The sequence below is a fragment of the Kitasatospora sp. NPDC001527 genome (assembly GCF_040298605.1).
Lineage (GTDB): Bacteria > Actinomycetota > Actinomycetes > Streptomycetales > Streptomycetaceae > Kitasatospora.
Genome location: NZ_JBEPAM010000002.1, coordinates 143,001 through 166,971 on the forward strand (window position 1 = coordinate 143,001; position 23,971 = coordinate 166,971).

At 74.6% G+C, this 23,971-nt stretch carries 21 protein-coding genes; 4 read left to right on the forward strand and 17 right to left on the reverse strand.

What is annotated here, in order from left to right:
- Positions 1-117 precede the first annotated feature (117 nt).
- The 3 genes from ABT238_RS02430 to ctaD are packed head-to-tail and all read right to left on the reverse strand — an operon-like array spanning position 118 to position 3,205.
- A complete protein-coding gene (locus ABT238_RS02430; RefSeq protein ID WP_350561745.1) occupies positions 118-1,068 on the reverse strand; it encodes a M48 family metalloprotease in 951 nt (316 codons plus the stop codon).
- 10 nt (positions 1,069-1,078) lie between these two features.
- Positions 1,079-1,510 (reverse strand): BlaI/MecI/CopY family transcriptional regulator, encoded by a 432-nt coding sequence (locus ABT238_RS02435; RefSeq protein ID WP_350561743.1) that lies wholly within the window; start codon positions 1,508-1,510, stop codon positions 1,079-1,081.
- Between the two features lie 36 nt (positions 1,511-1,546).
- Positions 1,547-3,205, reverse strand: a complete 1,659-nt coding sequence (ctaD, locus tag ABT238_RS02440) for an aa3-type cytochrome oxidase subunit I (RefSeq protein ID WP_350561963.1) — start codon at positions 3,203-3,205, stop codon at positions 1,547-1,549.
- A 293-nt stretch (positions 3,206-3,498) separates the two neighbouring features.
- Here ctaD and ABT238_RS02445 point away from each other — a divergent pair, with 293 nt between their 5' ends.
- Entirely contained in the window at positions 3,499-4,002 is a 504-nt protein-coding gene (locus tag ABT238_RS02445; protein ID WP_350561741.1) for a DUF7144 family membrane protein, read from the forward strand.
- Positions 4,003-4,063: 61 nt separating this feature from the next.
- Here the strand turns inward: ABT238_RS02445 and ABT238_RS02450 are convergent, their stop codons facing one another.
- Positions 4,064-4,999: a DMT family transporter gene (locus ABT238_RS02450; protein WP_350755288.1), complete on the reverse strand. Its 936-nt coding sequence runs from the start codon at positions 4,997-4,999 to the stop codon at positions 4,064-4,066.
- On the opposite strand from ABT238_RS02450, the gene ABT238_RS02455 reads away from it, so the two are divergent.
- Complete coding sequence (locus ABT238_RS02455; protein ID WP_350561737.1) at positions 4,998-6,455, forward strand: aminotransferase-like domain-containing protein; 1,458 nt, start codon at positions 4,998-5,000, stop codon at positions 6,453-6,455. The genes ABT238_RS02450 and ABT238_RS02455 overlap by 2 nt on opposite strands.
- A 23-nt stretch (positions 6,456-6,478) precedes the next feature.
- Here the strand turns inward: ABT238_RS02455 and htpX are convergent, their stop codons facing one another.
- The 11 genes from htpX to ABT238_RS02510 all read right to left on the reverse strand — a co-directional run bounded on the left by htpX (position 6,479) and on the right by ABT238_RS02510 (position 17,586).
- Complete coding sequence (htpX, locus tag ABT238_RS02460; RefSeq protein ID WP_350755290.1) at positions 6,479-7,342, reverse strand: zinc metalloprotease HtpX; 864 nt, start codon at positions 7,340-7,342, stop codon at positions 6,479-6,481.
- Positions 7,343-7,503: 161 nt separating this feature from the next.
- The gene (locus ABT238_RS02465) at positions 7,504-9,096 is read right to left on the reverse strand and encodes an NADH-quinone oxidoreductase subunit N (protein WP_350561733.1); all 1,593 of its coding nucleotides are present in this window, start codon (positions 9,094-9,096) and stop codon (positions 7,504-7,506) included.
- Between the two features lie 2 nt (positions 9,097-9,098).
- Positions 9,099-10,679 (reverse strand): complex I subunit 4 family protein, encoded by a 1,581-nt coding sequence (locus ABT238_RS02470; protein WP_350755292.1) that lies wholly within the window; start codon positions 10,677-10,679, stop codon positions 9,099-9,101.
- 50 nt (positions 10,680-10,729) lie between these two features.
- Positions 10,730-12,751: an NADH-quinone oxidoreductase subunit 5 family protein gene (locus tag ABT238_RS02475; protein ID WP_350755294.1), complete on the reverse strand. Its 2,022-nt coding sequence runs from the start codon at positions 12,749-12,751 to the stop codon at positions 10,730-10,732.
- Positions 12,748-13,125 carry an NADH-quinone oxidoreductase subunit NuoK gene (nuoK, locus tag ABT238_RS02480; protein ID WP_350755296.1) on the reverse strand — a complete coding sequence of 126 codons (378 nt, stop codon included), beginning with the start codon at positions 13,123-13,125 and terminating at the stop codon, positions 12,748-12,750. Before nuoK ends, ABT238_RS02475 begins: the two co-directional genes overlap by 4 nt.
- Positions 13,125-13,856 (reverse strand): NADH-quinone oxidoreductase subunit J family protein, encoded by a 732-nt coding sequence (locus ABT238_RS02485; RefSeq protein WP_350561725.1) that lies wholly within the window; start codon positions 13,854-13,856, stop codon positions 13,125-13,127. The genes nuoK and ABT238_RS02485 overlap by 1 nt, the downstream gene beginning before the upstream one ends.
- Entirely contained in the window at positions 13,853-14,425 is a 573-nt protein-coding gene (locus tag ABT238_RS02490; protein ID WP_350561723.1) for a NuoI/complex I 23 kDa subunit family protein, read from the reverse strand. The genes ABT238_RS02485 and ABT238_RS02490 overlap by 4 nt, the downstream gene beginning before the upstream one ends.
- Positions 14,422-15,381 carry a complex I subunit 1/NuoH family protein gene (locus tag ABT238_RS02495; RefSeq protein WP_425554840.1) on the reverse strand — a complete coding sequence of 320 codons (960 nt, stop codon included), beginning with the start codon at positions 15,379-15,381 and terminating at the stop codon, positions 14,422-14,424. Before ABT238_RS02495 ends, ABT238_RS02490 begins: the two co-directional genes overlap by 4 nt.
- Positions 15,378-16,490 carry an NADH-quinone oxidoreductase subunit C gene (locus ABT238_RS02500; protein ID WP_350755298.1) on the reverse strand — a complete coding sequence of 371 codons (1,113 nt, stop codon included), beginning with the start codon at positions 16,488-16,490 and terminating at the stop codon, positions 15,378-15,380. Before ABT238_RS02500 ends, ABT238_RS02495 begins: the two co-directional genes overlap by 4 nt.
- Positions 16,487-17,179, reverse strand: a complete 693-nt coding sequence (locus ABT238_RS02505) for an NADH-quinone oxidoreductase subunit B (protein ID WP_350561719.1) — start codon at positions 17,177-17,179, stop codon at positions 16,487-16,489. The genes ABT238_RS02500 and ABT238_RS02505 overlap by 4 nt, the downstream gene beginning before the upstream one ends.
- Positions 17,170-17,586, reverse strand: a complete 417-nt coding sequence (locus ABT238_RS02510; RefSeq protein ID WP_350561717.1) for an NADH-quinone oxidoreductase subunit A — start codon at positions 17,584-17,586, stop codon at positions 17,170-17,172. Before ABT238_RS02510 ends, ABT238_RS02505 begins: the two co-directional genes overlap by 10 nt.
- 294 nt (positions 17,587-17,880) lie before the next feature.
- On the opposite strand from ABT238_RS02510, the gene ABT238_RS02515 reads away from it, so the two are divergent.
- Positions 17,881-19,095: a sensor histidine kinase gene (locus ABT238_RS02515; RefSeq protein ID WP_502884178.1), complete on the forward strand. Its 1,215-nt coding sequence runs from the start codon at positions 17,881-17,883 to the stop codon at positions 19,093-19,095.
- Between the two features lie 120 nt (positions 19,096-19,215).
- On the opposite strand, the gene ABT238_RS02520 is transcribed toward ABT238_RS02515, so the two are convergent.
- Positions 19,216-20,337, reverse strand: coding sequence for a S1C family serine protease (locus ABT238_RS02520; protein WP_502884176.1), 1,122 nt, complete (start codon positions 20,335-20,337; stop codon positions 19,216-19,218).
- A 184-nt stretch (positions 20,338-20,521) separates the two neighbouring features.
- Between ABT238_RS02520 and galE the strand changes: the two genes are divergently transcribed.
- On the forward strand, positions 20,522-21,505 hold the full coding sequence (galE, locus tag ABT238_RS02525) for a UDP-glucose 4-epimerase GalE (RefSeq protein ID WP_350561715.1): 984 nt from the start codon (positions 20,522-20,524) through the stop codon (positions 21,503-21,505).
- A gap of 46 nt (positions 21,506-21,551) precedes the next feature.
- On the opposite strand, the gene ABT238_RS02530 is transcribed toward galE, so the two are convergent.
- Positions 21,552-23,888 (reverse strand): outer membrane protein assembly factor BamB family protein, encoded by a 2,337-nt coding sequence (locus ABT238_RS02530; protein ID WP_350755418.1) that lies wholly within the window; start codon positions 23,886-23,888, stop codon positions 21,552-21,554.
- Positions 23,889-23,971 lie beyond the last annotated feature (83 nt).

Here is a 23,971-nt window from a genome sequence, read left to right on the forward strand (position 1 = left end):
CGATCCGGTGGGAAACACCGGCTGTCACCATTTGCCCATGCCCGCACACGGAGCGCTATCGGTGAAGGCCATTCGTGAGCCTGCGTCACCCCACCCTCCGGACCGGGCGCGCTCGCCCTACAGCGGGGTGACGGCCTTGAGGACGAGGAGGAGGGCGACGGCGGCGTTGAGGGCGGAGAGGGCGGAGGCGGCGGTGCCGAGGGCGGCGACGAGGGCGGCGAGGCCGGCGGGGGTGTGGGCGGGGGGCCAGTTGCGGGCGGTGGGGACGGGGCCGAGGAGGGCGGCGACGCGGCGGGGCACCGGGCCGGGGGCGGCGAAGGCGGGGAAGGCCGCGTAGGCCGCGGGCGGGCGGTGCGAGGCGAGGGCGGCGCGGGCGACGGCCCGGGCGGTGACCCGGCGGTCGCCGACCGCCTGCGCGGACTCCTCGTCGGCCCAGCGCTCCGCGCTGTAGGCGACGGCGCGCTGCAGCGGCCGCAGGAACGGGTTGACGCAGCCGGCCAGCTGGGTGGCCAGCAGGTGGCGGTGGTGCCGGTGGGTCAGGTGGGCGCGCTCGTGGGCGAGCAGGGCGGCGCGCTCGTCCTCGGCGAGGCCGGCCAGCATGCCGGTGGAGACCACGACCCGGCCGGGCGAGCGCGGCGAGCCGGGCAGCGCGTAGGCGTACGGCTCCGGGTCGGGCAGCAGGGCGACGTCGGACGAGGCGGGCAGGGCGCGGCCGAGGGCGCGCCGGGCGCGGGCCCGGATCCGCAGGTGGCGGGTGAGCGTGCGGCCGAGGGCGAGCAGGACGGCGGCGAGGACGAGCAGCGCCGCCGTGCCGACGCTCTCGTGGTACGGCAGCGCGGCCCGGACCTCGGGGTCGGACCAGCTGTCGGGCAGCGGGTTGCCGGGGATCTGGGCGGTGCCGACGACCCCGATCAGGGCCAGGCAGACCGCGCTGCACAGGGCCATCACGATGCTGATCGCGGTGAGCAGCCGGGCGGCGCCGCGCGGGTGCAGGTGCTGCTCGGTGAGGCGGGCGATGGGCAGCGCCGTCAGCGGCAGGACGAGGGGGAGGAAGACGAAGACGCCCACGGCGCGGAGGTCAGCCTTCGGGATCGGGGGCCGGGGCGCAGGCGCCGTCGAGCAGGGTGCGCAGCAGCTCCTCGTCGTGCGGGAGCAGGGCGGTCACGAAGCTGGCGAGCACCGCGTCCCGGTCGGGCTCGCCGTCGAGCACCCGGCGCATCCGCAGGGCGGCGAGGCCGGCCGCGTCCGAGGAGGCCTGCCAGAGGTAGGAGCGGCCGGAGCGGGTGCGGGTGACGGCGTCCTTGGCGTGCAGCCGGGAGAGGATGGTCATCACGGTGGTGTAGGCGAGGTCGCCGTCGAGGCGTTCCTGGACCCAGCCCGCGGTGACGGGGCCGGGGGCCCGCTGGAGCACCGCCAGCACCTGCGCCTCCAGCTCGCCCTGGCCGCGCCGGCGGCCCCGCGGGTCGCCGGCCACCGGGGCGTGGGTCTCCTCTGCGGTGTCCTCTGCCATGCCGGTCATCCTAACGAGGAGGTAAAGGACCGGGAATCAGCCTTGTGGTTCGCGGGCGTTCTGCCGCCGGTCGATCTCCGCGATCCCGGGGTGGTGGAGGTCGAAGGCGGGCGACTCGGAGCGGACCCGGGGCAGGGTGACGAAGTTGTGCCGGGGCGGTGGGCAGGAGGTGGCCCACTCCAGCGAGCGCCCGTAGCCCCACGGGTCGTCGACGGTGACCCGCTCCCCGTACCGGGCGGTGTGCCAGACGTTGTAGAGGAACGGCAGGGTGGAGATCCCGAGCAGGAACGAGCCGATGCTGGAGACGGTGTTGAGCGCGGTGAAGCCGTCGGAGGCCAGGTAGTCGGCGTAGCGGCGGGGCATGCCCTCGGCGCCGAGCCAGTGCTGGACGAGGAAGGTGGCGTGGAAGCCGGCGAAGAGGGTCCAGAAGTGGATCCGCCCGAGCCGCTCGTCGAGCATCCGGCCGGTGAACTTGGGCCACCAGAAGTGGAAGCCGGCGAACATCGCGAAGACCACCGTCCCGAACACCACGTAGTGGAAGTGCGCGACGACGAAGTACGAGTCGGAGACGTGGAAGTCGATCGGCGGCGCGGCCAGCAGCACCCCGGTCAGCCCGCCGAACAGGAAGGTGACCAGGAACCCGACGGCCCACAGCATCGGCGTCTCGAAGCTCAGCGAACCGCGCCACATGGTGCCGATCCAGTTGAAGAACTTCACCCCGGTGGGTACCGCGATCAGCATCGTCATGATCGAGAAGAACGGCAGCAGCACCTGCCCGGTGACGAACATGTGGTGCGCCCAGACGGTGATCGACAGGCCGGTGATGGCGATGGTCGCGCCGATCAGCCCGGAGTAGCCGAAGATCGGCTTGCGGCTGAACACCGGGATGATCTCGGTGACGATCCCGAAGAACGGCAGCGCGATGATGTAGACCTCCGGGTGCCCGAAGAACCAGAAGAGGTGCTGCCAGAGCAGCGCCCCGCCGTTGGCCGCGTCGAAGACGTGCGAGCCGAAGCGCCGGTCCGACTCCAGGCAGAGCAGCGCGGCCGCCAGCACCGGGAAGGCGAAGAGCACCAGCACGGCGGTGAGCAGGATGTTCCAGACGAAGATCGGCATCCGGAAGAGCGTCATCCCGGGCGCGCGGAAGCAGACGATCGTGGTGATGAAGTTGACCGAACCGAGGATGGTGCCGAAGCCGGAGAGGGCCAGGCCCATGATCCACAGGTCGGCACCGAGGCTCGGGGAGTGGTCCGGGCCGTTCAGCGGCGCGTAGGCGAACCAGCCGAAGTCGGCCGCGCCGTCCGGGGTGAGGAAGCCGTAGACGACGATCAGCGAGCCGAACAGGTACAGCCAGTAGGCGATGGCGTTCAGCCGGGGGAAGGCGACGTCGGGGGCGCCGAGCTGCAGCGGCATGATCCAGTTGGCGAACCCGGCGAACAGCGGGGTCGCGAACATCAGCAGCATGATCGTGCCGTGCAGGGTGAAGAGCTGGTTGAACTCCTCGTTGGAGAGCAGCTGCAGCCCGGGCCGGGCCAGCTCGATCCGCATCAGCATCGCCATCAGCCCTCCGAGCAGGAAGAACAGGAAGGACGTGGTGATGTAGAGGGTGCCGATCCGCTTGTGGTCGGTGGTGGTGAGCCAGCCGACCAGGGCCCGGCCGCGCCGGCGGCGGGCGGCGGCGCGGTGGCGCTCCAGCCGGGGCGTGCGCGACGGGTGCGGGGGCTGCTGCTCCGCGGTGTCCTTCGGCAGGAGAGTCACGCGCTGCGCCTTCCGGGTCCGGGGCAGGGGTCGGACCAGCAGTACCGGCCGGCCGGCCGCGCCGGACGGGGGCGCGCGGGCGGGTCACCCGAACAGGGGCGGGTCACCCGAACAGGCGCGACCCGGTTGCCCGGCACCCGCGGGGGTTGGACGGTCGAAGTCAGCACGCCTCTTTGAACACCTGTCCGGGAGTGCCCAACCGGCCCCGGCGTCCGGTCCTGGAGGAACCCATGAGCAGCACGTCGTCCCCGCCGCCCGGCCAACCGCCCCCGGAGCAGCCGCCGACGGACCAGCCCCCGCCCTGGCGCTCCGGCACCGGCCAGCCGCCACCGCCGGCCTCGCACCACGGGTTCCGCGAGTGGGCTCCCGGCTTCGTGGTGTTCGCGGGCGTCCTGATGCTGATCAACGGCATCATGGAGGTGCTGCGGGGCATCATGGCGGTCCACGATGACGAGGTCTTCCTGACCACCAACCGCTACGTGTTCCGGTTCGACCTCACCGGCTGGGGCTGGATCCACATCGTCGTCGGCGCGCTGGTCGCGCTGGTCGGCGCCTTCCTCCTCAAGGGAGCCGGCTGGGCCCGGTACGCCGGTATCGTCCTCACCGCGGTGAGCGCCATCGACGCGTTCCTGTCGATGCCGTACTACCCGGGCTGGTCGATCGTGGTGATCGCCCTGGACGTCTTCATCATCTGGGCGCTGTGCGTCTACCGGCCCGCACGGGCCGGTCACTGATCCCGTCCGCCGCCCGGCCCCGTACCGCGTACGGGGCCGGGCGGCGGCGCCGTGCCCGGCCTCAGGCCCGGGCCCGCTGGGTGAACGCGATGCAGAGCAGCACCACCACCGCGGTCACGGGGGCCGCGGCCGGCAGGTCCTCGCCGAGCAGCAGCACCGACCAGACCAGGGTGACCAGCGGCTGGGCCAGCTGGAGCTGGCTCGCCCTCGGGACCCCGATCAGCGCCATCCCCCGGTACCAGACCACGAAGCCGCCGAACTGCGAGACGGCCGCCGTGTACAGCAGTCCGGCCGCCGCCTTCGCCCCGAGGTGCACCGGCTCGGCGGGCAGCGCCAGGGCCGTGGTCAGCGCGGTGACCGGCAGCGCGGCGACCACCGCCCAGCCGATCACCTGCCAGCCGGGCAGTTCCCGGGAGATCCGCCCGCCCTCCGCGTACCCGGCCGCGCAGACCAGCAGCGCCGCGCCCAGGCAGAGGTCGGCCGGGCCGGGCCGCCCGTGGCTCTGCAGCAGGGTGAACCCCAGCACCGCCACCGCCCCGGCCAGCGCCGCGCCCCAGAACAGCCGCGACGGGCGGCGGCCGTCCCGGCGGGAGCGCAGGGCGGCGACGGCGGCGGTGGCCAGCGGCAGCAGGCCGATGACGACGGCCGAGTGCGCGGTGGAGGAGGTGCGCAGGGCCAGCGTGGTGAGCAGCGGGAAGCCGAGCACGCAGCCGGCCGAGACCACCAGCAGGCCGGGCCAGTGGCGGCGTTCGGGCAGCGGGACGCGGGCGGCCGTGAGGCAGAGGGCGGCGAGCAGACCGGCGAGCAGACCGCGCAGACCGGTGGCCGTCCAGGGGCCGAAGCCGGTCAGCGCCCAGGCGGTGGCGGGGAAGCTGAAGGAGAAGGAGAGGACGCCCAGGGCGGCCAGGACGGTGCCCGGGGCCCCCGTCGGGGCGGGCGCCGTAGCGGGTCGTGCCGCTACCGCCAAGGGGTGCGTAGCGCTATCTTGTGCTCTCATGACCGAGCGTAGCAGTGTGGCCGAACTCGCCGACAGCCTGCGCCGCGAGGTGGAGCGCTACCCGGAAGGGCGGAAGCTGCCGTCGAGCCGGGCCCTGAGGGAGCGCCACCAGGTCAGCCCGGGGACGGTCTCCCGCGCCATCGCCGTCCTGGCCGCCGAGGGCCTGGTGGTCACCCGCCCGGGCGCCGGGGTGTTCCGGGCGGCGGCCTTCGCGGGCGGCCCGGGAGCCGCGGCGGGCGCCCCCGCCGCCCGTCCGGGCGACCTCTCCTGGCAGGAGCTCGCGCTCAGCAGCGACACCGGCCCGCGCGACCTGCTGGCCGCCCCGGTGTTCGCCACCCTGCGCGTGCCGCCGCCCGACGTCATCGACCTCAACGCCGGCTACCCGCACGCCTCGCTGCTGCCCGAGCGCCTGCTCGCCGCCGCCCTCGCCCGGGCCGGACGGCGGCCGGGCGCCTGGGAGCGCCCGCCCACCGACGGCCTCACCGAGCTGCGCGGCTGGTTCGCCCGCGACATCGGCGGCCACGGCGGGCCGATCGGCACCGGGGACGTCCTGATCACCGCGGGCGGGCAGGGCGGGCTCACCGTGGCGATGCGCTCGCTCGCCGCGCCCGGCGCCCCCGTCCTGGTGGAGTCGCCGACGTACTCGGGGATCCTGGCGGTGGTCCGGGCGGCCGGGCTGCGGCCCGTCCCGGTACCGGTCGACGCCGACGGCGTGCGCACCGACCTGCTGGCGGACGCCTTCGCCGCCACCCGGGCGCGGGTCTTCGTCTGCCAGCCGCTGTTCCAGAACCCGACCGGCGCGGTGCTCTCCCCCGAACGCCGCGGCGAGGTGCTGCGGATCGCCCGGGCGGCGGGCGCGTTCGTCGTCGAGGACGACTTCGCCCGGCTGCTGGTCCACCCGGACGCCCCCGCGCTGCCGCGCCCGCTCGCCGCCGAGGACCGCGACGGGGTGGTGGTGCACCTGCGCTCGCTGACCAAGGCCGCCTCGCCCAACCTGCGGGTCGGCGCGCTCACCGCGCGCGGGCCGGCGCTCGCCCGGCTGCGGGCGACCCAGGTGGTGGACAGCTTCTTCGTGCCCCGGCCCCTGCAGGAGGCGACGCTGGAACTGGTCGCCGACCCCGGCTGGGCGCGCCATCTGCGGGCCCTCGGCACCGAGCTGCGCAACCGCCGCACCGCCGCCGTCGCCGCCCTGCACCGGGAGCTGCCGGGCACGCTCGGCGCGTACCGGCCCGGCGGCTACCACCTGTGGCTGCGCCTCCCGGACGGCGTCGACGACGGCGCGCTGACCGCCGCCGCGCTGCGGGCCGGCGTCCAGGTGACGCCCGGCCGCCCGTACCACGCGGCCGAGCCGCCGGCCCCGCACCTGCGGATGAGCTACGCGGCCGCCGAGAGCTCCGCCCAGGTGGTGGAGGGCGTCCACCGGCTGCGGCTGGCCTTCGAGGAGGTCACCGGCTGACGGCGGGCCGCCCGGCGTGGACCCTAGGCCCGGTGCCCGGCCATCCGCTCCAGCCGGGCGATCCGCTCGGCCATCGGCGGGTGGGTGGAGAAGAGCTTCGCGCCGGCCTCGCCGGGCCGGAAGGGGCTGGCGATCATCATGTGGCTGGCGGTCTGGATCTGCGGCTCCGGGGGCAGCGGCAGCTGCCGGGTGCCGGCGTCCAGCTTGCGCAGCGCGCTCGCCAGGGCGAGCGGGTCGCCGGTGATCCGGGCGCCGTCGGCGTCGGCCTGGTACTCGCGGGAGCGGCTGACGGCCAGCTGGATCAGCGAGGCCGCGACCGGGCCGAGGATCATGATCGCGAGCATCCCGAACAGGCCCGGCCCGTCGTCGTCCTCGCCGCGGCCGAACGGGATCAGCCAGGCGAAGTTGACCAGGAACATCACCACCGAGGCGAGCGCCCCGGCCACCGAGGAGATCAGGATGTCGCGGTTGTAGACGTGGCTCAGCTCGTGGCCGAGGACGCCGCGCAGCTCGCGCTCGTCGAGCAGCTGCAGGATGCCGTCGGTGCAGCAGACCGCCGCGTTGCGCGGGTTGCGGCCGGTGGCGAAGGCGTTGGGGGCCGGGGTCGGCGAGATGTAGAGCCGGGGCATCGGCTGGCGGGCCGCGGTGGAGAGCTCCCGGACGATCCGGTACAGCTGCGGGGCCTCGATCTCGCTCACCGGGCGGGCGCGCATCGCGCGCAGGGCGAGCTTGTCGCTGTTCCAGTACGCGTAGGCGTTGGTGCCGAGGGCGACCAGCAGCGCGATCACGAAGCCCGTGCGTCCGAAGAAGCCGCCGATCACCAGGATCAGCGCCGAGAGGCCGCCGAGCAGGGCGGCGGTCCTCAGTCCGTTGTGCCGGCGGTGCACGGCTGGCCCTCCAATGGTGCGTGGGGAAGCCCTTTCTGCCTCGTCCCTCCTGCCGGGTCAACGGGCGGGGACGGCGGCCTTGTTCCCTTGTGACCAGCGCGACACCCGGCCGGGCCGGCCGCGGCCACCCGCTCCGACCTCGGCACACACCGCGGGGAGGGTCAGAACAGCGAGCCACCGACCACCTGGAGGACCAGCTGCGGGGCCACCGAGAGCACCACCGCCGCCGAGGCGGTGAGCCCCAGGGTGGCGGTCAGCGACACCGGCAGGCGGTGACCGGCGGCCGGGGCCCCGGCGGCGGCCTCGCCCTGGGCCGGGGCGAACAGCCGGGCGGTCCAGAGCAGGTAGTAGTACAGGGCGACGACCACATTGACGGCCATGACCACGGCCAGCCAGCCGAGCCCGGCGTCGACGGCGGCCTGGAACACCACCACCTTGCCGAACAGGCCGATCACGCCCGGCGGCAGTCCGGCCAGGCAGAGCAGGAAGAACGCCAGCGCCAGCGCCGTCCAGCGGTTGCGGGCGAACAGGCCGCGGAAGTCGTCCACGCTGGTCCCGGCCCTGCGGCCGACCGCCGCCACCACGCCGAAGGCCCCGAGGTTGACCACGCCGTAGATCAGCGCGTACGCGGCGGTGGCGCCCAGCGGGTCGGTCGCGGTGGGCGCGTAACCGGCCGCGGCCAGCGGCACCAGCAGGTAGCCGGCCTGGCCCACCGAGGACCAGGCGAGCAGCCGGACCGCGCTGTACCGGGTGTCGAAGCGCTGGCGCAGCGCGCCCACGTTGCCGACCGTCATGGTGACGGCGGCCAGCACCGCGAGCGTCAGGCCCCAGGTGTGCGCGTACGGGCGGAAGGCGATCGTGGTGGCCAGCGCCAGGCCGGCCAGGCCGGCCGCCTTGCCGACCACCGAGAGGTAGCCGGCCACCGGCAGCGGGGCGCCGGTGTAGGTGTCCGGCACCCAGAAGTGGAAGGGGACGGCGGCGACCTTGAAGGCGAAGCCGACCAGGGTGAGCACGGCGCCCGCCTCGGCCAGCGGCTTCAGCTGCGCGGGCGCCTGTTCCAGGCCGGTGGCGACGGCGCCCAGGTGCAGGCTGCCGCTCGCCGCGTAGACGAAGCCGATGCCGAGCAGCATCACGGCGGTCGCGGTGACGGAGGAGAGGAAGAACTTCAGCGCGGCCTCGGCGCCCCGGCCGTCCCGGCGCAGCGCGACCAGGGCGAAGGCGGGCAGCGAGGCCACCTCCAGGGCGATCACCAGGGTGGCGAGGTCGCGGGAGGCGGGCAGCAGGGCGGCGCCGGTGGCGCTGGAGAGCAGCAGGAACCAGTACTCGCCGCCGGGCAGCTTCTCCTCGTCCACCGTGTGCGCGGACAGCAGCGCGGCGATCAGCGCGCCGCCGAGCGCGAGCAGCTGGAAGACCAGGGCGAAGTGGTCGGCGACGTACGAGCAGCCACCGTTGTCAGTGGCTCCTGTTACGTTCTGCGCACAGAAGGTGGCCCGGGGTGATCCCCCGGTGAGCGGGAGGAGCGAGACGAGCGCGAGCGCGAGCCCGGCGGCGGTGAGCCGGCCGAGCCACCGCTTGTGCTGCGCGGGCAGGAAGAGGTCGGTGACCAGCACGGCGAGCGCGGCCAGCGCGGCGATCAGCGGGGGCGCGATCGCCACCCAGTCCACGGACTGGATCAGGCTGCCCGGGTTGGGGACGGCGAGGGAGGTCACAGTGGTCTGCCCCGTGGAGTGAGGTCCGAGTGCGGTGCCGAGCATGATCAGCCACCCCCGAGGAGGTGTTTGACGGCGGGGTCGGAGAGGCCGAGCAGCAGCGCGGGCCAGAGACCGGCGAGCAGGGTGAGGGCGGCCAGCGGCGTCCAGCTGACGGCCTCGTACGGGCGCAGGTCGGCGAGCTCGGCCACCGGGGCGAGCTGCTTCGGGTCGCCCATGCAGACGCGCTTGACCACGATCAGCAGATAGGCGGCGGTGAGGAGGGTGCCGAGGCCGGCCAGGACCATGTAGGTGACGAACGCGGGGCGCGAGAGGCCGTCGGCCGGGTCGAACGCGCCGAACATCGCGAGCAGCTCGCCCCAGAAGCCGGCCAGTCCGGGCAGGCCGAGGCTGGCGACGGCGGCGAAGGCGAGCAGCGCGCCGAGCCGTGGTGCCCGCCCGTAGAGGGCGGCGCCGGTGGCGCCGGAGAGGGTGTCGAGGTCCGCCGTCCCGTAGCGGTCCTTGAGCGCCCCGACCACGAAGAACAGCAGGCCGGTGATCAGACCGTGCGCGATGTTCGCGAACAGCGCGCCGTTGACGCCCACCGGGGTGAGGGAGGCGATGCCCAGCAGGACGAAGCCCATGTGGCCGACGGAGGAGTAGGCGATCAGGCGCTTGAGGTCGCCCTTGGCGCCGCGCCGCGCGAGCGCGAGGCAGGCCAGTGAGCCGTAGACGATGCCGACGGCGGCGAACGCTCCCAGGTAGGGGGCGAGCGTCGTGGTGCCGTCGGGGACGACCGGGAGGAGGACGCGGACCAGGCCGTAGGTGCCCATCTTCAGCAGCACGCCGGCGAGCAGCACGGAGCCGACGGTCGGCGCCGCGGTGTGCGCGTCCGGGAGCCAGCTGTGCAGCGGCCAGGCGGGAGCCTTCACCGCGAGCCCGACCATGATCGCCAGCGCGGCGATCACCTGGGTGGAGTGGCTCAGGCCGGAGCCGTGGGCGGCGGCGAGGGCCTGCATGTCGAAGGTGCCCGCCTTGCCGCCGACCAGCAGGAAGCCGAGCAGCATCACGGCCGAGCCGAGCAGCGTGTAGAGGATGAAGCGGTTGGCGGCCGGCACCTTCGCCCCGCTGCCCCAGCGGGCGATCAGGAAGTACATCGGGATCAGCACGATCTCGAAGGCCAGGAAGAAGAGCAGGAGGTCCAGCACCGCGAAGGTGGCGAGCATGCCGACTTCGAGGAGGAGGAACAGCCCGGCGAAGGCCCGGGCCGAGGGACGGTCGGCGTCGGGGGCTCCGCCCCGGGCCTCACCGGACGGCAGCCGTCGCTCCGAGTAGAGCGCGCAGAGGAAGGTGAGCAGCGAGGTCAGGACGATCAGCGGCAGCGAGACGCCGTCCACACCGAGGTGGAGGCGCACGCCGATGGCCGGGATCCAGGACACGTCGGTGGTGGCCTGCATCAGGGCGGGCTCGTCGTGGTCGAAGCCGGCGGCCAGGACGAGGGTGAGCACCAGGACGGCGCCGGTCACCACGGTGCTGAAGCGCAGCGCTCGCCGGTCGGCGGCGGCCGGGTCCGCGCCGAACACCGGGGCCAGGGTGAGCGCGGCGCCGAGCAGCGGCAGCACCAGGAGGGCGATGAGGACCGCGTTCATCGGGGGCTCCTAGCGACGACGGCGGACGGGGAAGGGAGGCACGGCATCGGTTACACCGCCACCAGGACGACCAGCAGGACGACGCCGGCGAGCAGCGCGCTGAGGTAGGTCTGCGCGTTGCCGGTCTGGGCGAGCCGGACGGCGCGGCCGAGCAGGCCCGCCCCGGCACCGGCGCCGCGCACGTACGTCTCCACGACCTCGCGGTCGAGGAAGCGGACCAGGCGGGCGGCGGCCTCGACCGGGCGGACGAACAGCGCGCCGTAGAGCCGGTCGACGCCGAAGCCGTGCCGGGCCGGGTCGAACAGCGGGCCGAGCAGGGCGCGCCCGGGGTCGGCGACGACCGTCCCGGCGGCCGGGGCTCCGGCCTGCCCGGGCACCCGCGCGGTGGCGGAGCGCCAGGCCCCGTAGGCCAGCAGCGCGCCGACCACGGCGAGGCCGGTGCCGATCACGGCGGTGACCGCGGAGGGCCGCAGCGAGCCGCCGTCCAGCAGCGCGGGCAACCAGTCCGAGCGCAGGCCGGTGACACCGAAGCCCATGGTCGGCACGGCCAGCACCCACAGCGGCCAGCGCATCGCGGGCGGCTCGGCGACGGCCGGGTCGGCCTCGTCCGGCTCGGGCGAGTAGGGGGCGCCGGCCTCGTGGTCGCCGGCGACCGTGGCCCGGTCGGCGGCGGGCAGCACCTCGGGCGCCGCCGCGGCCGCGCCCGCCGGGCTGTGGAAGGCCACCAGGAACAGCCGGGCGGCGTAGGCCGCGGTGAGCAGCGCGGTGAGCCCGGCCGAGATCAGCACGATCCAGCCGGCCGCCTGCGGCACCGCCGAGGCGGGGCCGAGGCCGTTGGTCAGCGCCTCGCCGTTGGCGGCGTGCTCGGCGGCGGTCAGCACCGCCTCCTTGCTGAAGAAGCCGGCGAACGGCGGCAGGCCGACCAGGGCGGCCAGCGCGATGCCCATCGTCCAGTAGGCGTCCGGGACGCGCTTGCGCAGCCCGGGGATGCGGGACATCGCGGAGATCGAGTTGGTGTGCGCGGCGTGGATCACCACACCGGCGGCGAGGAACAGCAGCGCCTTGAAGGCGCCGTGGCTGACCAGGTGGAAGACCGACGCCTGGCGGTCGCCGCTGGCCAGCGCGCCGGCCATGTAGCCGAGCTGGCCGACGGTCGAGTAGGCCAGCACCCGCTTGAGGTCGTCCTGGGCGAGCGCGCACAGGGCCGAGCCGATCATCGTCACGGCGGCCATCACCGCCAGCACGACCAGCGCCGCGCCGGAGAGCAGGAAGACCGGCAGCAGCCGGGCCACCAGGTAGATGCCGGCCGCGACCATGGTGGCGGCGTGGATCAGCGCGGAGACCGGCGTCGGGCCGGCCATCGCGTCCGGGAGCCAGGTGTGCAGCGGGAACTGCGCGCTCTTGCCGGCCACCCCGGCCAGCAGCAGCAGCGCGACCAGCGTCGGGTGGCCGAGCCGCCCCTCGGTGGCGGCCCGCAGCACGTCCTCGATCCGGAAGCTCCCGGCGTCGGCGCCGAGCAGGAAGACGCCGAACAGGAACGGCACGTCGCCGAGCTTGGTGACCAGGAAGGCCTTGAGCGAGGCGGAGCGGGCGTCCTCGGTCTCCCAGTGGTGGCCGATCAGGAAGTACGAGCAGATGCCCATGACCTCCCAGCCGACCAGCAGCACGACGAGGTCCCCGGAGTAGACGACCAGGAACATCGCCGCCGTGAACAGCGAGACCAGCGCCGCGTACGAGGGGTAGCGCGGGTCGTCCTTGAGGTAGGCGGTCGAGTAGACCTGCACGCAGGTGGCGACCAGGCCGACCAGCACCGAGATCAGCGAGCTGAAGCCGTCCAGGTGGATCGCGAGCGCGATGTCCGGGCCGCCGGTCGGGGTGAGCCGGGTGGCGGCGTCCAGCGCCTGGCCGCTGCCGAGCTGGAGCGCGACGACCAGCGCGAGCACCGCCGAGACGGCGACCGGCACGATCGCCAGCGGCTTGGCGAGGCCGGGCACGCGCTTGCCGGTGGCGAGGGTGGCCGCCGCGCCGAGCGCGGGCAGCGCGGGGACGAGGGCGGGCAGGGCGAGGTTCATGCGGTGGCCCGGCCCTTCAGCGCCTCGGCTCCGGCCAGCGCCTGCTCGGCGTCGGCGGTGGACTCGGCCGGGTCGCCGAGCGCGGTGACCCGGTCGACGTCCGCGGTGCCCCGGGCCCGGAACAGCAGCAGGACGATGGCGAGCCCGAGGCCGATCTCGGCGGCGGCGACGGTGATGGTGAACAGGGTCAGCGCCTGCCCGGCGTGCAGCGCGTCGCGCAGCCAGGCGTCGAAGGCGACGAGGTTGAGGTTGACGGCGTTGAGCATCAGCTCGACGGACATCAGCACCAGGATGACGTTGCGCCGGGCGAGCACGCCGTAGACGCCGACGCTGAACAGCAGCGCGGCGAGGACGACGGGGTAGGCGAGGTGCATCAGCCCTCCTGCTCGGGGGTGGTCGGAGCAGGCGCGGGCCCGTCCCCGGTCGCGGCCCGGTCCGCGGGCCGGCTCCCGGCCCGCTCCTCGGCCTCGGCGACCGTGCGGTTGGAGCCGACCGGCCGGCCGGCCCGGATCCGCCCGGCCCGGGGCGCCGGCACCCGGCTCCGGTTGCCGCGCGACAGCACGATCGCGCCGACCAGCGCGGCCAGCAGCAGCACCGAGAGCGCCTCGAAGGGCAGCACCCAGGTCCGGAACAGGCTCGCGCCGGTCACCGCCGCCGAGCCGCCGCCCGCGCCGAGGTCGATCCAGGACGTCCGGAAGGCGTCCACGACCAGCGTCACCAGCGTGCCGGCCGAGGCCAGCGCGACGACCAGGGCGAGCCAGCGGTTCCCGGAGTCGGCGTCCGGTGAGCGCCCGATCGGCGCCTTGGTGAGCATCAGGCCGAACAGCACCAGGACGACCACCGAGCCGAGGTAGATCAGCACCTGCACCCAGGCGATGAACTCGGCGGTGAGCAGCAGGAACTCCACCGCGAGGCCGCCGAGCGCGACGACCAGCCAGAGCGCGGCGTGCACCAGCTGCTTGGTGGTGACGGCGACCAGGGCCGAGCCGAGCACGGCGACGCCGACCAGCAGGAAGACGATCTCCACCCCGGTCGGGGAGAGGAACGAGCGCGCGGCCGGGTCCAGCGACCCGGTCGCGGCGAGCAGGGTGAGGGCGCCCTTCACGCGTCACCACCGTCCTGCGCCGGCTCGGCCGCTTCCGCCGCCTTGGCCGCGGCGGCCGCCAGCTTGTCGGCGGACTTGCGCGCGGTCGCGATCTCCTTGGGCTCCTCGGCCGCCGGGTCCAGCGCCGGCGGCACCGGCACCGTCCACATCCACTCCCGCAGCCGGTCCCGCTCGTGGGTCAGCTCCAGGATGTCGGTCTCCGCGTACTCGAACTCGGGCGACCAGAACAGCGCGTCGAACGGGCACACCTCGATGCAGATCCCGCAGTACATGCAGAGCGAGAAGTCGATGGCGAAGCGGTCCAGCACGTTGCGGGTGCGGGCGCGCGCGTTCGGGTCGGCGGCCGGCAGCGTCTCCTTGTGGGAGTCGATGTAGATGCACCAGTCCGGGCACTCACGGGCGCAGAGCATGCAGACCGTGCAGTTCTCCTCCAGCAGCGCGATCACCCCGCGCGAGCGCGGCGGGAGGGCCGGCTGCGCGTCGGGGTACTGCGCGGTGATGCTCTTCTTCGTCATCGTCCGCAGGGTGACGGCCAGGCCCTTGGCCAGGCCCGCACCGGGGAAACTCATGAGATCGCCACCTTGATGATGCCGGTGAGGGCCAGCTGGACGAGGGCGAGCGGGATCAGCGCGGTCCACGCGAAGCGCATCAGCTGGTCCTCGCGCAGCCGGGGGTAGGTGACCCGCAGCCAGATCACCACGAAGGCCAGCGCGAAGGTCTTCAGCAGGGTCCACAGCCAGCCGAGCTGGTCCGGCAGCGGGCCGTGCCAGCCACCGAGGAAGAGCACGGCGGTCAGCGCGGAGACCACCAGGATGCCCGCGTACTCGGAGAGCAGGAACAGCGCGAAGCGCAGACCGGTGTACTCGGTGTACGCGCCGAAGATGATCTCGGAGTCGGCGACCGGCATGTCGAACGGCGGGCGCTGCAGCTCGGCCAGGCCGGCCGTGAAGAACACGAAGCCGCCGATCAGCTGCCACGGGATCCAGTACCACTCCCAGGCGTCCATGATCCCGGGCAGCGAGAGCGTCCCGGCGGCCATCGCCACGGAGGCGGCGGCGAGCACCATCGGCAGCTCGTAGGACATCAGCTGCGCGGCCGTCCGCAGACCGCCGAGCAGTGAGAACTTGTTGGCCGAGGCCCAGCCGGCCATCAGCTTGCCGATCACGCCGACGCCCATGACGGCCAGCACGAAGAACAGGCCGGCGTCCACCGCCTGCCCGACGAAGCCGCCCGGCCCGACCGGGATCGCCAGCAGCACCAGCAGGTACGGCAGCAGCGAGACGGCGGGCGCCAGCTGGAAGATCCGCCGGTCGGCGCCGGCCGGGACGATGTCCTCCTTCTGGGCGAACTTCACGCCGTCCGCGATCAGCTGCGCCCAGCCGTGGAAGCCACCGGCGTACATCGGGCCGAGGCGGCCCTGCATGTGCGCCATCACCTTGTGCTCGGTCTGGCCGATGACCAGGGGGAGGGTGAGGAAGACGACCAGCGTGGCGACGCAGCGCAGCACCGTGTCGAACAGGTTCACGCGCCGTCTCCGTCCTGGCCGGCCGACTCGGCCGGCGGTGTCTCGCTCGTCCCGCGCTCCGCGGCGGCGGGTTCCTCCGCGGCGGGCTTCTCCGCCACCGGCTCCTCGGCCGCCGGCTTCCCGGCCACCGGCTCCCCGGCCGACGGCTCGGCGGCGGGCCGCTCGGGCTCGTCGTGCGCCGGCACCGGGTTGTGCCACGGCGCGTCGGAGGACCGCGTCCGGGCGGGCGCCGGGGCGGCCTCGCCGGGCGCCTGGCTCGCCGACCCCTCGGAGACCGAGCGCGTCCGCCTCGGCCGGTCCGCCCGCACCGCGGGCGCCCCCTCGGCAGCGGCCCCCTCGGCGGCGGCCCCCTCGGCCGGAGCGCCGGCCGCCTGGCTCGCCGACCCCTCGGAGACCGAGCGCGTCCGCCTCGGCCGGTCCGCCCGCACCGCGGCGGCGCCCTCGGCACCGGCCGCACCCGCGGCCGCGCCGCGCGGCGTCCGGGCCGCACCGGCGGCGCCGGCCGCCCGGGCACCGCGCGCCGGCCGCTCGGCGACCGGCGGCAGGGTGCCCTTGAGCGGCCCCCACTCGTTCGGGTCCGGCACACCGGCCGGCTGCATCTTGCGCCGCGCCGGCCCGTCGCCGTGGTCGGACTCGCCCGGCTCCTTGGCGCCCGGCCAGGCCTTGGCGACCCGGGCCGCGAGCACGAACTCCTTGCGCAGCGGGTGTCCCTCGAAGCCGTCCGGCAGCAGCAGGGTGATCAGGTGGGGGTGCCCGGCGAAGTCGATGCCGAACATCTCGTGCGTCTCGCGCTCGTGCCAGGCGGCCCCGGCGTACACCGGGACGGCGGTCGGCAGCGCGGCCGCCTCGCGCGGCACCCGGGTGCGCAGCGCCAGGTGGCGCACGCCCGGGGCGTCGACGGCGGCGAGATGGGCGACCACCGAGAAGCCCTCGGCGAGCTCGTCGACGGCGCTGAGCCAGTCGAAGAAGCCGAGGCCCAGGGTGTCCCGGGCGGCGGTGAGCGCCTCGATCCAGTGTTCCGCCGGCACGTCGACGGTGATCAGCCCGTACGCCTCGGCGCCGGTCGCCCACTCCCCGACCGACGCCGCGTACTGCTCGGCCGTGGTCACGAGACCCCTCCCTCGACGGAACCGGAACCGGCCGCACCGGCCGCACCGGTGGAGCCGGCGGCGGCATCCGGACCGGCCACCGGCGGACGCCGCAGCGCCGCCGCGGGCGCGGTGTAGCGGCCGGGCAGCGACTCGGCGGCGATCTTCTCCTGGAGCTTGAGGATGCCCTGGAGCAGCGCCTCCGGACGGGGCGGGCAGCCGGGCACGTAGACGTCCACCGGGATGATCTGGTCGACGCCCTTGGTCACCGAGTAGGAGTCCCAGTAGGGCCCGCCGGAGTTGGAGCAGGCCCCGAAGGAGATGACGTACTTCGGCTCGGGCATCTGCTCGTAGAGGCGCTTGACGGCGGGCGCCATCTTGTCGGTCACCGTCCCCGAGACGATCATCAGATCGGCCTGCCGGGGGCCCGGTGCGAAGGGGATGACACCCATCCGGATGAAGTCGTGCTTGGCCATCGAGGCCGCGATGAACTCGATCGCGCAGCAGGCCAGGCCGAAGTTGAAGCACCAGAGGCTGTAGCGCCGCCCCCAGTTGAGGACGACCTTCACCGGGTCCGGCGCGAGCCGGGCCAGCGGGCCGATGCCGCGCCGCTCGACGGCGGCACCGGGGCGCGACGGGTCCGGCACGCCCAGCGGAACCGGGCCGCCGGAGGCGTCGTGCCCGTGCGAGTGGGTGTGCGTCACGTCCATTCCAGAACGCCCTTCTTCCAGGCGTAGAGCAGTCCGACCGCGAGGAAGCCGATGAAGACGAACATCTCGACCAGCGTCCCGGCGCCGTACCCGGCGGAGGCGAAGACGGTCGCCCACGGGAACAGGTAGATCGCGTCGACCGCGAAGATCACGTACAGGAAGGCGTAGACGTAGTAGCGGACCTGGGTGTGCGCCCAGTCCTCCCCCACCGGGTCCACGCCGCACTCGTAGGCGAGGAGTTTCTCGGGCGAGTACACCACCGGCCGCAGCAGGCGGTTCGCCGTGAACGCCACCGTCACGAAGAGCACGCCGACGACGGCGAGCAGGCCCATCGCGGCGTACGCGTCGAAGTAGCCGCTGCCGGCCGCCGGGTCGGCCGCGACCGAAGCCGCCCGCTGCCCCACCATGCCTCGCCTCCACATCGGCCGCGGAACCCGCCCTCGGGGAGGTTCTACGACGTTCCTTTACACGCTCAATACCATCGCCAGTGCGTGAGTCTAAGTGCACGGCACCGGTGCCCCGCATCCTGCCCGATCCGCAAGACACCCGATGGACAACCGGTGGACGGCCGGCGCCCCGCCCGGGGTGGGGATAACCCCCGCCCCGGGAGACGTATCACCCCCATGGCCTCACCTACCCCCCACCGGCCAAGCTAGAGGCACAGCTCGACCGGAAAAGGACGGTAGACGGAGATGAAGCGAATGGACGGCACGGCCGGGGGCGTCGGCCAGGAGCCGCCGGCGCCCGCCGGACACGCCCCGCTGTACGGTGCGCGGATGTGGCGCCAGGTCGGGCGGCTGTTGCTGAACCTGCCGCTCGGGATCGCCGGCTTCGTCTTCACGGTCGTGACGCTGTCCGTCGGCCTCGCCCTGTCGGTCACCGTCATCGGCCTGCCGCTGCTGGCCGCCGGACTGGCCGGCTGCCGGTCGATGAGCGGCTTCGCCCGCCGCCGGGCCCGGGCCCTGTACGGCTCCGAGGTGCACGAGCCGGAGCCGGTGCCGCGCCGCCGGCCGGGCGTCACCGGCTTCGCGATCGCCCACCTGACCGACGCGCTCTCCTGGCGCTCGGCCCTCTACAACGTGCTGATGCTGCCCTGGGGCGTCCTCGGCTTCGCGCTGACCCTGGTCTTCGTGCTGGTCGGCTGGCCGGCCCTGCCGTGGGCGATCCGCGCCCAGTCGGCGGTGGACCGGATGCTGGTGGAGACCCTGCTGCACCCGGGCGTCCTGTCCGAGCGGGTGCGCGAGCTGGAGGACGACCGGGGCACCGTGGTCGACACCGCCGCCGCCGACCTGCGCCGGATCGAGCGCGACCTGCACGACGGCGCCCAGGCCCGGCTGGTGGCGCTGGCGATGGACCTCGGCATGGCCAAGGAGCGGCTGCGGGAGACCGAGACGCCGCAGGACGTGGCGGCCGCCGCCAAGATGGTCGACAACGCCCACGGCGAGGTGAAGCTGGCCCTGCAGGAGCTGCGCGACCTGGCCCGGGGCATCCACCCGGCGGTGCTCACCGACCGCGGCCTGGACGCGGCGCTGTCCTCGGTGGCCGCGCGCTGCACCGTCCCGGAGGGGGTCAAGGTGCACGTCGACCTGAAGGCCCCGGACGGCGCCACCGACCGACCCGACTCGGCGGTCGAGGGCATCGCCTACTTCACGGTCAGCGAGCTGCTGACCAACATCTCCAAGCACGCCGGCGCCCGCTCCGCCACGGTGGACGTCTGGCGGGCCGACGACCAGCTGATGCTGCTGGTCCAGGACGACGGCAAGGGCGGCGCGGCCCCCTACCCGGGCAGCGGCCTGGCCGGACTGGCCGAGCGGATCCGCGCGGTGGACGGGGTGTTCCTGGTGGAGAGCCCGGACGGCGGTCCGACCACGGTGACCGTCGAACTCCCCTGGCGCACCCGCACCGCCCGCCGCTGACGCCGGGCGCACCCCCTCGCCCCGCTGTGACCCGGACGGCGGACGGCCCCGCGGAACCCTTGCGCGGTTGTGCGGGCCGCCCGCCGTCCGGGGGCTGGTGGGGAACTCCCCGAAGACGCCCTACGGCGTCTGCAGGGTGCCGAGGGTGACGTCGGCGGTCCTGCTCTGACCGTCCCGGTTGTAGGTGACGGTCACCTTGCTGCCCGGCGCGAGCGAGGCCAGCGCGGTGGTGAGCGAGTTCAGCGAGTCGACCGGGGTGTCGCCGATCTTCGTGATCACGTCGCCGACCTGCAGGCCCGCCTGGTCGGCCGGGCCGCCCGGCGCGACCGCGACCACCACGGCGCCGGACGGGCGGAAGTTCTGGTCGAAGTAGGTCCGGGCGGTGATGCCGAGGGCGGCCCGGCCGGAGTTGGTGACCTTGCCGTCCTTGATCAGCTGGTCGGCGATGCTGGTCACGGTGGACGCCGGGATGGCGAAGCCGATGCCCGGCGCGGCGGCGCCGTCGGACTGCGGCTCGGTGGCGGCCAGCGTGTTGATGCCGATCACCTGGCCGTCCAGGTTGACCAGCGCGCCGCCGCTGTTGCCGGGGTTGATCGCGGCCGAGGTCTGCACCATGTTGCCGATGACGGCGCCCGGCGAGCCCTGGGTGCTCGGCTCGGTGACGGTCCGGCCGGTGGCCGAGACGATGCCCTGGGTGACGCTGCTGGAGAGCCCGAGCGGGCTGCCCATGGCGAGGGTGATCTGGCCCAGGTCGACCTTGGTGGAGTCCCCGAACTTCGCGGGCTTGAGGCCGTCCGGCGGGCTGCCCAGCTTGATCACCGCGAGGTCGGAGTCCGGGTAGCTGGCGACCAGGGCGGCGTCCAGCGGCTTGGTGCTGCCGGCCAGGGTGACGGTGAAGGTGGTGGCGGTGCCGACCACGTGGGCGTTGGTGACGATGTCGCCCTTGTCGTCGTAGACGATCCCGGAGCCCAGGCCGCTCGCGGTGGTGATCTGCACCACCGAGGGCAGCACGTCCTTGATCACCCGCTGGTAGTCGGACTGGAGCTGGTTGGCCCCGCCCGGCTGGGCGGTGGCGCTGCCGGAGGCGGTCGGCGAGCCGTCCGCCCGCGCGGACGACGTGTCCGAGGAGGCGCCGCTGCTGCACCCGGCCAGCGCGAGCGCGGTCAGCACGGCGGCGGCCCCCGGCGCGAGCAGCCGCCGCACGGAGGTCCCGGGCCCGGACGGGCGCGGTCCGGCCGGGATCGGACGGGTGGGCTCCTTCTTGCGGTTCACCGTGACGGCCTCCGGATTCCTCAGCGCGCGGCCACGGCGGGCCGCTCGAACGCGACGCAGAGATCTTTGTCAGCATTTCACCGAAATGTCCGGTTCCCCGCCTCCGACGCGCCCACGACACCACCGCGAGATCCCCGCACCCTAGGATTCGCCCATGACTTGGTTGATCACCGGCGGGGCCGGATACATCGGCGGGCACGTCGTTCAGCAGCTCCTCGACGCGGGCGAGCGCGTGGCCGTCCTGGACGACCTGAGCACCGGCGACCGGACCCGGCTGCCCGAGGGGGTCGCCCTGGTCGAGGGGTCGACCCTGGACCGGGCCGCGCTGGACGCGGCCGTGCGCGAGCACCGGGTGGAGGGCATCCTGCACTTCGCCGCCAAGAAGCAGGTCGGCGAATCGGTCGAGCAGCCCTTCCTGTACTACCGGGAGAACATGATCGGCCTCCAGACCGTCCTGGAGGCCGCGGCCGAGGGCGGCGTCAAGCGCTTCCTCTTCTCCTCCTCCGCCGCCGTCTACGGCATGCCCGACGTCGACCTGGTGACCGAGTCGACCCCGTGCGCCCCGATGAGCCCCTACGGCGAGACCAAGCTGGCCGGCGAGTGGCTGGTGGCCGCGGCCGGCAAGGCCCACGGGATGTCCACCGTCGCGCTGCGCTACTTCAACGTGGCCGGCGCCGCCTCGCCGGAACTCTCCGACGCGGGCGTGTTCAACCTGATCCCGATGGTCTTCGAGCGGCTCACCGCCGGTCAGGCCCCCCGGGTCTTCGGCGCCGACTACCCCACGCCGGACGGCACCTGCGTCCGCGACTTCATCCACGTCTCGGACATCGCCTCGGCCCACGTGGCCGCCGCGCGGCGGCTGGCGGCCGACCCGGCCGGGGAGACCTCGCTGGTCCTCAACATCGGGCGCGGCGAGGGCGTCAGCGTCCGGGAGATGCTCGACGTGATCGGCAAGGTCACCGGCTACGACACCACCCCCGAGGTCACCCCGCGCCGCCCCGGCGACCCGGCCCGGGTGGTCGCCTCGGCCGAGCTGATCCACCGCGAGCTGGACTGGACCGCCGGGCACGACGTCGAGTCCATGGTGGCCTCGGCCTGGGAGGGCTGGTGCAGCCGCCACCCGGAGGCCCGGAAGTAGCGCGACCGCGGCGGGGGCCACGGGCCCCCGCCGTCCCCGCCCCGGGTCAGTGCGAGGGCACCGCGGTGCCGTAGAAGGCGTCCAGCGCGTAGACGCAGCGGTCCTTGCTGCCGACGAAGACCTTCCCGCCGACCGCCACCGGCGAGCCGGTCAGCTCGCCCTTGGTGCCGAGCTCCCAGCGCAGCTGGCCGCTGGCGAGGTCCACGGTGTGCAGCGAGTGGTCCCGGCTGCCGAGGTGGACCAGCCCGTCGGCGACCGCCGGGGAGCCGACGATCTCGCCGCGCGCGGTGTACCGCCAGCGCTCCCGGCCGCTGCCCGCCTCGAAGGCGTAGAGCGTCTCGCCGCTGCCGACCAACACCATGCCGTCCCCGACCACCACCGGCTCGGCGCCCTGCCGGGTGCCGGTCACCGCGCGCCAGCGGTCCCGGCCGGTGGCCGCGTCCAGCGCGTACACGGTGCCGAGGTAGTCCGCGACGTAGACGGCGTCGGCGTCCAGCGCCGGCGGGGTGAACAGCACCACCGGGGCCTCGAACCGCCAGCGCTCGGCGCCGCTCGCCGCGTCCAGCGCGTACACCCGGGTGCCGGCCGTCACGTACAGCACGCCGGAGCGCTCGACCGGGCGGGAGGGCACGTCCTCGCCGACCGGGACCGACCAGCGCAGGCCTGCGCCGCGCGGGTCCACGCAGCGCAGCCGCCCGCCGCCGTAGTAGTACGCGGCGCCGCCCACCAGGGCGGGGCCGGACTGCGGGTTCTCGAAGTCCTGCTGGGCGTCGTCGGCGCGCCACAGCTCGGCGCCGGTGGCCGCCGCGCGCAGCTGGATGCCGCCGCCCCGCACGCCGCAGCAGAGCACGCCCTCGGCGGCGTCCAGCGAGTACACCCAGCCGTCCAGCGAGTGCCGCCAGTGCTCGGTGCCGTCGGCGACGTCGACCGTGTACAGGTGCGGGCCGTCGGCCGCGTGCACCCGGCCGGCGTCCACCGCGAGCGCCCAGGCGACGTCCCGGGTCTTGTAGCGGCGCTGCCCGGACGCGATGTCCAGGGCGTGCACCTCGAAGCTGGAGACGAACAGGGTGCCGTCGGCGACCACCGGGGTGCCCCAGACCTCGTTGGACATCCGGAACCGCCAGGGGCGCCAGCGGGCGGCGCGGGCCGGGGGCGGGGTGATCCGCCGGACCCAGTCGGTCTCGGCGGGCGGCGCGCCCGGGCCGGCCTGCTCGGCGCGCGGCCCCGGCCCTATCCGGACCGAGGCGCCGGGCAGCCGCACCTCCTCGCCCTCGTCGGCGACCGGCCGGCGGTGCCGGCTGGGGGCGGCCAGCTTCTCGGTGGCGGCCTCGGTGTCCGGCCCGGGCGGGGCGTGGTGCACCGGCCCGGCGGGCGGCGGGGGGTGTCCGGCGACCGCCCGGGTGCGCGGGTCGTCCTGGCCCGGGTGCGGCGCCGGGACCGGCTGCGGGGCGGGCCGGGGCGCGGGCTGCGGCGGGAGGGGCGGCGGCGGCTGGCGGCGGCCCCGCTTGCGCTCGATCAGGGCGAGCGCGTCGGGCGGCAGCCAGTCCCCGGCCTCGCCGGAGGCGTCGTCCCGGGAGAACAGGTGCGGGGCCAGTTCGACCTGGATCTGCTCCGGGGTCGGCCGGTGCTCGGACGCCGGCCGCATGCAGGCGCGCACCAGGTCGACCAGCTCCGGCGGCAGGCCGGAGAGGTCGGGCTGCTCGCGCAGCAGCTGGAAGACGGTCTCCACCGGGTTGGCGCCCCGGTACGGCGGGTGGCCGGTGGCGCAGAACACCAGCAGCGAGCCGAGCGAGAAGACGTCGCTGGCGCCGGTGACGCCCCGGCTGTCCCGGGCCTGCTCCGGCGACATGTACGCCGGGGTGCCGACCGCGACGTTGGTCATGGTGAGCCGGGTGCTGGAGACGCCGGCGGCGATGCCGAAGTCGATCACCCGGGGGCCGTCCTCGACGACCAGCACGTTGGACGGCTTGAGGTCGCGGTGGACCAGCCCGGCGGCGTGGATCGACTGCAGGGCCTCGGCGATGCCGGCCACCAGCCAGCGCACCGCCCCGACCGGCAGCGGCCCGCACTCGGTGACCAGGTCCTCCAGGGACGGCGCCGGCACGTACGCGGTGGCCAGCCAGGGCACCCGGGCGTCCGGGTCCGCGTCGACCACGGCCGCGGTGTAGAAGCCGCCGACCGTCTTGGCTGCCGCGATCTCGCGCGCGAAGCGGACCCGGAACAGCTCGTCCTCGGCCAGCTCCCCCCGGACGGTCTTGATCGCCACCCGCCGTCCGGCGGGCGATCGCGCCAGGTAGACCAGGCCCATGCCGCCCGCCCCGAGCCGCCCCAGCACCTCGAAGGGCCCGATCCGCCTCGGATCGTGCGCCGTCAGCTGGTCCACCCGCTGCCACCTCCCCGTCTTGAGCACCGCCCGCGTGGTGCCGAGCACCCACCGCGTGGTGCCGGACCCGATTCTCCAATGCC

What these genes read in the sequence shown, in the direction of transcription:
- ABT238_RS02435 (WP_350561743.1), bottom strand. Translation starts at nt 1,510, where the DNA reads ATGGCAGAGGACACCGCAGAGGAGACCCACGCCCCGGTGGCCGGCGAC.
- ABT238_RS02445 (WP_350561741.1), top strand. Translation starts at nt 3,499, where the DNA reads ATGAGCAGCACGTCGTCCCCGCCGCCCGGCCAACCGCCCCCGGAGCAG.
- ABT238_RS02455 (WP_350561737.1), top strand. Translation starts at nt 4,998, where the DNA reads ATGACCGAGCGTAGCAGTGTGGCCGAACTCGCCGACAGCCTGCGCCGC.
- ABT238_RS02450 (WP_350755288.1), bottom strand. Translation starts at nt 4,999, where the DNA reads ATGAGAGCACAAGATAGCGCTACGCACCCCTTGGCGGTAGCGGCACGA.
- ABT238_RS02465 (WP_350561733.1), bottom strand. Translation starts at nt 9,096, where the DNA reads ATGCTCGGCACCGCACTCGGACCTCACTCCACGGGGCAGACCACTGTG.
- ABT238_RS02470 (WP_350755292.1), bottom strand. Translation starts at nt 10,679, where the DNA reads ATGAACGCGGTCCTCATCGCCCTCCTGGTGCTGCCGCTGCTCGGCGCC.
- ABT238_RS02475 (WP_350755294.1), bottom strand. Translation starts at nt 12,751, where the DNA reads ATGAACCTCGCCCTGCCCGCCCTCGTCCCCGCGCTGCCCGCGCTCGGC.
- nuoK (WP_350755296.1), bottom strand. Translation starts at nt 13,125, where the DNA reads ATGCACCTCGCCTACCCCGTCGTCCTCGCCGCGCTGCTGTTCAGCGTC.
- ABT238_RS02490 (WP_350561723.1), bottom strand. Translation starts at nt 14,425, where the DNA reads ATGAGTTTCCCCGGTGCGGGCCTGGCCAAGGGCCTGGCCGTCACCCTG.
- ABT238_RS02505 (WP_350561719.1), bottom strand. Translation starts at nt 17,179, where the DNA reads ATGGACGTGACGCACACCCACTCGCACGGGCACGACGCCTCCGGCGGC.
- ABT238_RS02510 (WP_350561717.1), bottom strand. Translation starts at nt 17,586, where the DNA reads ATGGTGGGGCAGCGGGCGGCTTCGGTCGCGGCCGACCCGGCGGCCGGC.
- ABT238_RS02515 (WP_502884178.1), top strand. Translation starts at nt 17,881, where the DNA reads ATGGACGGCACGGCCGGGGGCGTCGGCCAGGAGCCGCCGGCGCCCGCC.
- galE (WP_350561715.1), top strand. Translation starts at nt 20,522, where the DNA reads ATGACTTGGTTGATCACCGGCGGGGCCGGATACATCGGCGGGCACGTC.